The following is an 11,202-nucleotide window of genomic DNA, read 5'->3' as shown; positions in this document are numbered from 1 at the left end:
TTAATAACCATTTACAACACGTTTGATCCCGTCCTTCAATCTTAAAACATTAAAATTCATTAATAATCCAAACCTATAGCCACCTAACTTCATATATGTTAAAGTCTGCGCCAAATGAATATCAGTCAAACCCTCCACACTTTTCAACTCTAAAACTAACCTATTCTCCACTAAAATATCAATCCGGTAACCACAATCCAATCTTACATCTTCAAATAACAGAGGCATAACTTTTTCCTTTTCAACCTGAAAACCCGCTTTGTCAATTTTATAAAATAAACATTCTTTATAAGCACTCTCTAGCAATCCAGGGCCGAGAGCCGTATGAACATCTATAGCAAACCCAATAATGGTTCTTGTTAATAAATCTTCTTCCTTAAAAACCTGTGGCAAAATGAATTATCACCTTTGCATTTATAATTGTCAATAAATTGCATCTACAATACTCAGTAGTCGCTGTGCCTACTCTCTGTGAACTCTGTGGTAAAATAACGGCCTATTCCTCAGATGGAAACAACGATGCCAGCACCAACTTAATCTCACCAAACGAATAATCTTTACCTAAAAATTCCCTGATCGTAGCCATCGATTTTGTTTTCTGGCTTTCTATTGCATCGCTAATGTTTCTGATTTTATTCGCCTTTACCAGTTTGGTTACATCCAATTGCTGGGTTGAAACGTAATAAGCTAAATGTCCTTCAATAGTACCAACAGAAAAACCACGTTCCTTTGCGATTTCATCAATGTTTTTGCCTTGCTCATAAAGTTCGAAGCTTACCAGCTTGGTATCTATTTTTGGTTCTTTTTTCTTTTTCTCAGCTGCTGATTTTACCTTAAGCGTTTCTCCTTTTAACTGGATGGCTTTTTGAAGCTGTTTATTCCGCTCAACAGTATTCAGTAACGCATCAGTATCTGCTTTGCTAAACTCTTTACCTTCAATCAATGCCTGCAACAACGCTTTGCTTTTGTGCATTTTTTTCAATTGCTCATAAACCAGAATTTCGAGTTCGAGCAACTCGGTAACGTAAGTTTTTATCTGCTTCTCTTCTTTTATCACTTCGATTTGAGCCAGAAAACGGTCCGAAATCTCTTTAACCAGCGGATTAAAATATTTTAATGCGGCCACTACCCTTTTCGATACATTAAATAATGTATGCTCAGTTTGTTGTGAAAACAGATTTTTCAGCTGATTCACAAAGGTATCAGCTGTTGCCGTTATTTTTTGAAAATCGGTATAAACCGTATCGGTCCACTCTTCGTGTCTTTGCTTGGCCGATTTTTCACTTTTATCAAAGGTCTGGCGGTGTTCTTTTAAATAATACCTGATCAGGTTCAGGTCGAATGCAGCAAGTAGATAGCTACGGATAAAAGTATAACTCTCTACACTAATCTGTTCGTTAAGTACTTCAGAAGGTTGCTTGGTTTTTGAAAAGTAATGTACATTCTGATCTTGCTGTAAACCGCTCTCACGCAAATGAGAGGTTAAAACCAAACCTTTTAAGGAACGTAAACGTGACAGCGCCACATAGGCCTGACCTGGAGCAAAAGCTTCACCCACATCAATAATGGCCTTATCAAAAGTTAAACCCTGACTTTTATGTACGGTAATGGCCCAGGCCAGTTTAATTGGGTATTGAATAAAAGAGCCAGCCACATTTTCTTTGATCTCATTGGTTGCTTCATCCAGTTTATATTTAACGTTCTCCCAGGTGTAGGGCGAAATCTGGATCACTACTTTATCTTCAGGCAGTTCAATTTCAACTACATCCTTTTCAATATGATGCACAACACCAATCTTACCATTATAATAGCGCTTTTCGGCGGTCATGTCATTTTTAATGAACATTACTTGCGCGCCAACTTTTAATTCAAGGCTCTTATCATTAGGATAGGCATACTCATTAAACTCGCCCTGAACCTTTGCCTCGAAAAAATAAGATTTATTTTTCAGCTGAGTTAACCGCTCACGGTTAATGCTATCTGCTTTGTTGTTATGCGTGGTTAAAGTAATATAATTTTCATCTGCCAAAGGTTTAAAATCCTGCTTAAAATGTTGCCTTAACAATGCGGTATCCTCAGCAGTAATTTTGTTGTTCCGCAGGTTGTTCAGCAGATCGATAAAAACCGAATCATCCTGACGGTAAATTTTATCGAGTTCGATATAAACCGGTGGGTTATCCTGCAGGGCCAGCGCATCGAAAAAATAAATGCTTTTGTAAAATTTGGCCATAATGCGCCACTCATCATTTTTTACCACTGGGGGCAGCTGGTGCAAATCGCCAATAAATAACAATTGTACCCCACCGAATGGAAGGTTTCTGTTCCTTCGGACATAACGTAAGGCAAAATCGATGGCATCGAGCATATCTGCCCGTAGCATACTCACCTCATCAATAACCAACAACTCCAGTTCCTGTAACATGCGGCGTTTATTGCCCTGCATGTTTAGGTGTTTTACCAAAGTTTTGGGCGTATTAAAATTGAAATTGATATTTTCATTGATCAGTGCTCCTGCAGCATCAGGGAAAAAGGCACCGAATGGGAGTTGAAAAAGTGAATGGATAGTTACCCCGGATGCATTAATCGCGGCAATACCCGTTGGCGCTACAATTAAAGCCTTTTTATGTGTAAGCTGAATCAGTTTCCGTAAAAAAGTTGTTTTACCCGTTCCGGCTTTTCCGGTTAAGAAAACATGTTTCGAGGTATAATTAACAAATTTAGCCGCAATTTCTGCGGGTATAGAAGTTTCTTCTAAAGTGGGCATCGGCAGTAAAATTTTAGTTAGCAATAAACGGAGGGACGAATAAAGCTAAACATTTTAGCACAAAATTAAACAATGATTAATAAGAAATTTTAATTTTAGCTGGATATTTTTTGGTTATGCTAACCGCTGAAGAAGATTTATGCAATCAGAATCTGATTATTTAAGGAAAAGAATACCTATCAAACCAGCCCCAGTATCGTTAACTGAAGAATAAAACAAAAACATGGTCATCCTGAGCCTGTCGAAGGATAAATGTTTTGGTTTTTGATGATCAAATGTCTTCGACAGGCTCAAACTGACAAAACTTATGCTTAAGTTAACGAACGATAATTATTATTCGAAGCGGAATAAAAAACCTCAATAGAACTACTGCAGAGGTAACCTAAACCTGACAGGGACGTCAGCTCCCGAACTTTCGGGACTACAGTGTATGGCAGGACTGCAATAGCAGAAGAACTACTGTCTCTGCTTTTCAAATCTCAAAAAATTGCAATCAGTTTTCAATTAAACAATTAACCAGTTCAAACAGTTAACCAAATTCCTTATCTTTGCCGCCAGATGAAACAACAATATTCAAATCTTATAGCTGTTAAATTCCTTTAACAAGGTTTCATCTCTTTTTACACCCAAAATTTTATTATGCTTAACCCTGAAATAGAAAAACGTAAAACCTTTGCCATTATTAGTCACCCCGATGCGGGCAAAACCACACTGACAGAAAAATTTCTGCTTTTTGGTGGTGCCATTAACACTGCCGGTGCGGTAAAAAGGAATAAAGCGAACCAAAGTAATACTTCCGATTTTATGGAAATTGAAAAGCAACGTGGTATCTCGGTTGCAACTTCGGTGATGGGTTTCGAGTACAGCGGTAAACGCATTAACATTTTGGATACACCTGGTCACAAAGATTTCGCAGAAGACACTTACAGAACTTTATCGGCTGTAGATAGTGTAATTTTGGTGGTAGATTGTGTAAAGGGTGTGGAGGAACAGACCGAGAAACTAATGTCGGTTTGCCGTATGCGTAATACACCGGTGATTATCTTCATCAACAAAATGGACCGTGAAGGTAAAGAAGCTTACGATTTATTGGATGAAATTGAAGAAAAACTAAACATCAGCCTTTGTCCACTTTCATGGCCAATTGGTCAGGGACATACCTTTAAAGGCGTTTACAGCATTTACAATAAACACTTAAACTTATTCAATTCGGATAAAACCAAAGTAACCGATTCGGTTGTGGCGGCGAATGATTTAAATGATCCGTCTTTATTAAATTACCTTAAAGAAAACGAGATTAATGCGTTAAAAGACGATGTAGAACTGGTTGACGGTATTTATGGTAAAATTGATAAAGACTTATACACCGACGGTTTGGTTGCCCCTGTGTTTTTTGGCAGTGCGATTAACAACTTTGGGATAAAAGAGCTTTTGGATACCTTTATTGATATTGCCCCAAGCCCTCGCCATAGAGAAGCTGAAGAACGTGATGTATTGGTTGAAGAGAAAAACTTCAGTGGATTTGTATTTAAAATCCACGCCAACTTAGATCCAAAACACCGCGACAGAATTGCATTTTTACGTATTTGCTCTGGTAAATTTGAGCGCAATAAATTTTATTACCATACCCGTCAGGATAAGAAACTAAAGTTTTCTAACCCTATGGATTTTATGGCAAACGAAAAAAGTATTGTTGAAGAAGCATGGCCGGGCGATGTGGTGGGTTTGTACGATAGCGGTAACTTTAAAATTGGCGATACGTTAACCGAAGGTGAAAAATTACAGTTTAAAGGAATCCCGAGTTTCTCTCCGTCTATTTTTAAAGAGGTAGAGAACATGGATCCGATGCGTACAAAACAATTGGAAAAAGGTATTGAGCAGCTAACCGACGAAGGTGTTGCACAGTTATTCGTCATGCAGCCCGGAAACAGAAAAGTGATCGGTGCAGTTGGTGAACTTCAGTTCGAGGTAATCAACTTCAGGTTAGAGCATGAATATGGTGCAAAATGCCGTTTCCGTACCTTAAGTTATACGCGTTCGAGCTGGGTAACTTCTACAGACAGAAAGAAACTTGACGAATTTGTGAAACGCAAGCAACAGCACATCGGTTTCGATAAAGAAGCCAATCCGGTTTATCTGGCAGATAGTGAGTACATGATTAATTTAACCAAACAGGATTATCCTGATATTGAATTCCATAAAACAAGTGAGTTTAAAAGTTAACTTCAAAGCCCTAAAGAGGCCTTTGTAAATGAGATCTAACCCTCTCAGTTCTTAAAGACCTGAGAGGGTTTTTTTTGTACTCTATTTTCACATGCAATACCAAATCAGTTAACTAAAAAATTAGTTTTTTGGCATAAATATTGTACATGCTTATATTCTAAACACACTATTTATAAACCTGATGAAAAACATCCTAAACCATTGTTTGGTTATTTCTGCGCTTTTATTTGCCGTTTCCTGTAAGAAAACTAACGATACTGCCCCCCTACCAGAACCTGTTAACCCTGCCGAAATAGATAAAACTGAGAAATTAACCTGGAAATTTGATTCCTTTATCGTGGATGATAATCATGTAGCACAAATTTTTCCGGGAGCAATCTTTAGCGTTAAACAAAGTGCAAATGATCTTGAAATGGTTTCTTTAAAAGATAAATATACACCATTGCCCATTACAGCTTCTACTTCTTTGGTGGGTGTGATAAACCAAAGTTTTAATGATGTTCCATCTGCCGATAAAATTGCAACCTATATTAAAAGTTTGACCACCAAAAACAGCGATGCAAGTCAGGCCTATTCAGAAGATGAATTTAAAGATTACAATGTGGTAAAGTATTACCTATCCAATAATGATGATGTAAAATCGATATTCGAAAAAATTGGGATTACAACATCTACACGGATTACCAAAAAACACGCCTCATATTTTTTCTCTAATAATATTAAGTTTTCACTTGATATGAATCTTCCAAAAAAAACAGAGTTATTATCGATAGCGGATGCAGATGCCATAAGCACATCTAATAATGCATATTACATTAATGGTGTTAGCTATGGCAATAACACCTTAATTTTAGCAGAAGCTGATGCCGATTATGCAACATTAAAAGTTGCCTTAAAAGCAGTTCTTTTAAAACAAGATTTAACATCAGCGCAAATTCAGGTTTTAAACACAGCAAAAGTTGTTTTTTATGCCAGGGGTGGAAATGAAAAGTCGTTTATCAAGATTGCTAAAAATTTAGACGAGATAAAAGCTATAACCAAAGAATTTGAAACATTTAATAACACCGCCATTTCTTATCCTGTTTCTTACTCACTACGCTCGGTAAAAGATTTTACCTTGTTTAAACATGAAATAACAGTTAACATTATTAAGTAGTAATACGTTAATTGCCTGGTTCAGGAGATTGATGTCGTAATGTCGGTATTCCTTTCTGTTTCGTACTGTTCATAAGTTCGCGTCAATCTTCTCTTAATCTTGGAAATCAGGAATCTTGGGGAAAGCACTTTAACGCATTCTCCAAAGCCTAAAATCTCCCGTTCCAGTTCATAATTTAATACCACGTCGATCCTAAATGTAGTTGTTTTATCGTTTTTCGCTAATATTACCTGCGATGAATGCAGAGGTTTCGTTACTACGTAAGGTGCATGATCATTGGTAAATTCGAGAATCACTTTTTGGGCACGATCCTTCTCATTTTTAGTAACGCCGATTAGATCTTCATAATACCGGTCGAAATCTATTCCCTGATAAGCAACAAATTCTTCATTGGGTAATTCCTGAAATTCGACAATCCGATCCAGGGCCAGATTTAAAATACCAGGTCGCTTTTTTGCTTTACAGATCAAAAACCACCTGTTTCTATATTCTTTTAGCAGATATGGAAAGTATATCCCCTGTTGCGATTGCTGAGCCTTGAAAGATTTATATTCGATCAATAGTGATCGTTTATTTAAAACTGCCTGGTACAGGGGCGGAATGCACTCCAAACCCTTAACCAGCTTATTGCTTTCCAGCTGGATATTATTACCACTCTGTTTGGTCGATTTGTAGAGGTTATTTTCCAAACGGGCAATCATATCGCTCATTTCGTCGAAATAATTAAAGGCATTAAACTGCTTCAGCACGCCAACAATTTCTTTCATTTTATCTACGTCAGCATTATTAATCGGCGCTTTGGTAATGCTGAAACCTGGGTCTTCATAAGCATAAAAGCGTTTATCTTTCACTACAATTGGTGCATTGTAACCAAGCTTATCACTTCGCATTAACTGAATATCAGCCTGGATGGTCCGCTTGCTCACGCCTGTGGTAATTCCCTCCAGTTCATATAAGGTTGCCGATACCTTTTCAATAATATCTTCCAATGTCCATTTACGGAAACGGTTTTTCAAACAATCGTCGATGGTTTTATACCTGATGAGCGCCAATTTATTTACAGCCATTTTGGAGTGGTTTTAGGTTTCTTTTAGAAATCCGTTGATTTCGTTGATCTAAATATAAGAAAGCGTTTCACAACTACGCAACATATTTGCGTATATTATAATAAAAAGAACTATTTCATGGGTAAAATTAAATTTATTTAACTGATTATCAAATATTTAAATAATATGTAGCAGAATAATTTTTACTACGCAAATCAGTCGCGTAGTACTGATGGCATCTTTGTAATGTCGCCAGTCGACAAGTTCTTTGAAAAATATCAATAATTAAAATCTGATTTATAAAGACAGTTTACTGTTTAAATGATACGCGCTCTCCGTCATGCTGCTCCCGTTTATTTCGGGCAGCAAGTAACCCCTGTTCCCGATAGGTGGAACAGGGTATCATTAGTGCAAATCAGATCATTATAAAGAAATTCCGATGAATAATCGGAATGGCAATACTAAATAAAACTTATCCAATGTTGTGGGTTTCAGAATAGCCCCAAAGTATTCGGGCAATTGCGTAGAATATGCTGATAAGAATTATGATAGACTGTCTGAACACGTTGTGTGCGTGGGTTCGAATCCCGCTTCCGGCCCGCCGGAATAACTCAGGGGTAGAGTAACAACCAAAAAATGCAGGTTCGAATCCTGCTTCCAACTGTCGCTTGGAATCGCATAAGGGTAATGCAATGGATTAGGGTTCCATCTAGAAAGAAGGGCAACTTTTCAAACCGCCCACAAAAACCAGCATTGCGCAACCGCATTTGGCTTAAAGATTTTTCGGAATCCAGAAAGCAAATCTGTGTTTGCTCAGTAAGAATCAGTGCAGCAAGAAAAGATTTAAAAATCAAATTGGTTAAATCGAAAAGGCAAATACTCTAATGAGTATAAACCGATGAAAAAAACATGATCTCATTTTTAAACAAAGCTTGATAAACTTTTACTTCCGCAGAAAACAGGTAAATGTTCTTGCGCAATGCTTTTAAGAGAATAAATAACAAATTAATAAATTTTAACTCCAGAAAACATGAAAAGAGTAACCATTAACACCAATTATGTTGGATTGGTGTTTAAAAAAGGAAAATTAAAAAACATTTTAACAGCAGGTACCAACTGGTTAGGTTTTGGCGAAAGCATTGCTTTTTACGATATGGGAAAAGAGTATCATTACTCAGTTGCCGAATTGGATATCTTGTTAGAAAATGCAGATTTCGTTGATCTAATCCATTTGGTAAGCGTTGCCGACAACGAACTGGCTCTGGTTTACCAGAACAAAAACTTTAAGTCTGTTTTAACCGCCGGCAGACATGCCATTTGGAAAGGTTTGTCGGAATACAATTTTGTTAAAGTAGATATCAGTAATATCAATATTGATGAATCCATCGATAAAAACCTGTTAGAAAAAGCATCTTTATCGAATTATATCAGAGGTTATAAAGTAGAATCGTTCGAAAAAGGCCTGTTATTTATTGATAGCAAATTCGAAAGCGTGGTTGAAGCAGGAAACTATGTTTATTGGAAAAACAGTACAACTATCCAGGTTTTGAAAACCGATATGAGGCAATTGAATATGGAGATTATCGGACAGGAGATTTTAACTAAAGATAAAGCGCAGTTGAGGGTAAATTTCAGTATCCAATATAAAGTTGATGACATCATCAAAGCATTATTGGATAACAAAGAATTTGAAAAACAATTGTACATCACCATGCAATTGGCATTAAGAGAGTGTATTGGTTTAATGACTTTTGATGAACTGATGGAAAGTAAGGAAAAAGTTGCCGAAATGGTAACTACAATTACCTTGGATAAGATTGAAAACCTTGGCGTAAAATTAACCAATTGCGGTGTTAAAGACATTGTTTTACCAGGTGATGTTAAGGAAATCATGAATCAGGTTTTAGTGGCCGAAAAAAGGGCACAGGCCAATATCATTACCCGCAGAGAGGAAACAGCCTCGACCAGAAGTTTGCTTAACACGGCCAAACTGATGGAAGACAACAGCATGTTATATAAGTTGAAGGAGATGGAATACGTAGAGAAAATCGCGGAAAAAATCAACAACATCAGCTTATCAGGCAGCGGACAAATTGTAGATCAATTGAAACAGATCTTCGTGAAATAAACTAAATTTAGAAACTCCCTGGTTAGGTGAATGTTGCCTGCCAGGGATCAATAAAGAATAAAATGAAAACCACCATAATAAACAGACTTGCAGAAATAGAACAAACAAACGATATCAAAATATTATTTGCCTGCGAATCAGGAAGCCGTGGATGGGAATTTCCATCACCAGACAGCGATTTTGATGTGCGTTTTATTTATGTACGCCCCCTTAACTACTATCTTTCTGTTTCTGAAAAAGATGATCAATTGGGCTTTCCAATAAATGATGAACTGGATATTTATGGCTGGGACATAAAAAAGGTACTTAAATTGATCCGTAAATCGAATACCACTCCTTTCGAGTGGCTACAATCGCCAATCATTTACGGAGAGCAAGATCATTTTAGAGATGAATTGTGGACATTATGCCAGTCTTATTTTTACAGGAAAACAAATATCAACCATTATCTAGGAATAACACATGGTGCATTGGATACGATAATAAATGGCGACGAAATTAAGATCAAAAAACTTTTTTACGTCCTGCGTCCTTTACTTTCGGCAAAATGGTGTTTAGAGAAAAACACAATTGCACCAATGACTATAGGGCCGCTTTTAACCCTAATGCCAGAACATCTTCAACTATTGGTTAAAGATTTAATTGTATTAAAATCTACCTCTGCAGAGGGTTTTATCATCAAAATAGATCCCAAATTGCACATGTATATTGATGATGAATTTAAAATTTGTACTGAAGGCGCTAAAGATTTACCAAAAGAAAATTTTGATACCGAAATGCTTGATACCTTTTTTAGAAATATACTAAGCCGTTATGACGATTAAAGATTTAAAGGATAAAAACCTGCTGTTATTTGAATGTTTAAGTGGCAGCAAAGCTTACGGATTGGATACACCAGAGTCAGACACTGATATTAAAGGGATATATTATATGCCTAAAGACATGTTTTTTGGCCTGAAGTACATCCCACAAATCAGCAATGAAAGCAACGATGAGGTATATTATGAAATCGGCCGTTTTGTTGAATTATTGATCAAGAACAATCCTAATATTGTAGAAATTTTAGCTACACCAGAAGAATGTATTCTATACAAAAACCCGATAATGGATAAGCTAAATATCGATATCATTTTATCCAAGCTCTGCAAAGATACTTTTGGTGGATATGCTTTAACGCAGATCAGAAAAGCAAAAGGTTTAAATAAAAAGATTTTAAATCCGATGCCAAAGAGAAGGAAAACAGTGCTTGATTTTTGTTTCGTTACGGTTAACCATTCATCTGTAAAAGCTAAAGGCTGGCTAACAAAAAATGGCATTTCGGAAGTAAATTGTGGATTGACAAAAATCCCAAACACCAAAAACCTCTATGCGCTGTTTCATGATGCAGAAAAGAAGCTTAATTATAAAGGAATAGCAAATAAAGAAAATACTAATGATGTTTCGGTATCTTCTATACTGGCAGGAGAAAAAGAAATTGCTTATCTCTTTTTCAATCAGGATAGTTATTCATCTTACTGTAAAGAGCATAACGAATATTGGGAATGGGCAGAAAAACGGAATGAAGTTCGGTATGCAGTAAATAAAAGTCATGGTAAAGATTATGACGCCAAAAACATGATGCATACCATTAGATTGCTTCAGGTAGCACTTGAAATTGTAAGAGACGGAAAACTTACCGTAAAACGGCAAAATAGAGACGAACTTCTATTAATAAAAAGAGGTGAACTTGAATATGAGGAAGTATTAAAAATGGCAGAAAATCTTATGCTACAGATAGAAAAAGAAACAGGAAAAAGTAAGCTTCAGGAAAAACCAGATGCAAAACGAATTGAATCTTTACTTGTAGAAATGCGAGCAGCACTTTACGCCAATTAAAAAACAAAAA

General features: G+C 36.5%; 8 protein-coding genes and 1 tRNA gene. 6 read left to right on the top strand and 3 right to left on the bottom strand.

The features are described 5' to 3' along the window. Nucleotides 1-393: a GxxExxY protein gene (locus U859_RS0104855; RefSeq protein ID WP_025142298.1), complete on the bottom strand. Its 393-nt coding sequence runs from the start codon at nt 391-393 to the stop codon at nt 1-3. A 103-nt stretch (nt 394-496) separates the two neighbouring features. After that, the gene (locus U859_RS32575; RefSeq protein ID WP_025142297.1) at nt 497-2,764 is read right to left on the bottom strand and encodes a helix-turn-helix domain-containing protein; all 2,268 of its coding nucleotides are present in this window, start codon (nt 2,762-2,764) and stop codon (nt 497-499) included. A 639-nt stretch (nt 2,765-3,403) separates the two neighbouring features. On the opposite strand from U859_RS32575, the gene U859_RS0104845 reads away from it, so the two are divergent. Then, nucleotides 3,404-4,987, top strand: a complete 1,584-nt coding sequence (locus U859_RS0104845; RefSeq protein WP_025142296.1) for a peptide chain release factor 3 — start codon at nt 3,404-3,406, stop codon at nt 4,985-4,987. Nucleotides 4,988-5,168: 181 nt separating this feature from the next. Beyond that, entirely contained in the window at nt 5,169-6,143 is a 975-nt protein-coding gene (locus U859_RS0104840; RefSeq protein WP_025142295.1) for a thiol-activated cytolysin family protein, read from the top strand. A gap of 20 nt (nt 6,144-6,163) precedes the next feature. On the opposite strand, the gene U859_RS0104835 is transcribed toward U859_RS0104840, so the two are convergent. Next, the gene (locus U859_RS0104835; protein WP_025142294.1) at nt 6,164-7,210 is read right to left on the bottom strand and encodes a helix-turn-helix transcriptional regulator; all 1,047 of its coding nucleotides are present in this window, start codon (nt 7,208-7,210) and stop codon (nt 6,164-6,166) included. A 582-nt stretch (nt 7,211-7,792) separates the two neighbouring features. Here U859_RS0104835 and U859_RS31920 point away from each other — a divergent pair. From U859_RS31920 to U859_RS0104810, 4 genes are all read left to right on the top strand, one after another. Next, nucleotides 7,793-7,849 (top strand) — tRNA-OTHER (locus U859_RS31920). Nucleotides 7,850-8,219: 370 nt separating this feature from the next. After that, entirely contained in the window at nt 8,220-9,317 is a 1,098-nt protein-coding gene (locus tag U859_RS0104820) for a slipin family protein (protein WP_025142292.1), read from the top strand. 62 nt (nt 9,318-9,379) lie between these two features. Then, nucleotides 9,380-10,141 (top strand): DNA polymerase beta superfamily protein, encoded by a 762-nt coding sequence (locus U859_RS0104815; protein WP_025142291.1) that lies wholly within the window; start codon nt 9,380-9,382, stop codon nt 10,139-10,141. Continuing rightward, a complete protein-coding gene (locus U859_RS0104810) occupies nt 10,131-11,192 on the top strand; it encodes a DNA polymerase beta superfamily protein (RefSeq protein WP_025142290.1) in 1,062 nt (353 codons plus the stop codon). The genes U859_RS0104815 and U859_RS0104810 overlap by 11 nt, the downstream gene beginning before the upstream one ends. The last annotated feature ends 10 nt before the right edge of the window (nt 11,193-11,202 follow it).

Origin of the sequence: Pedobacter jeongneungensis (genome assembly GCF_000633455.1) — a bacterium.
GTDB lineage: Bacteria > Bacteroidota > Bacteroidia > Sphingobacteriales > Sphingobacteriaceae > Pedobacter > Pedobacter jeongneungensis_A.
Note: the sequence above shows the minus strand (reverse complement) of the source record. Positions and strands in the feature narration are given on the sequence as shown.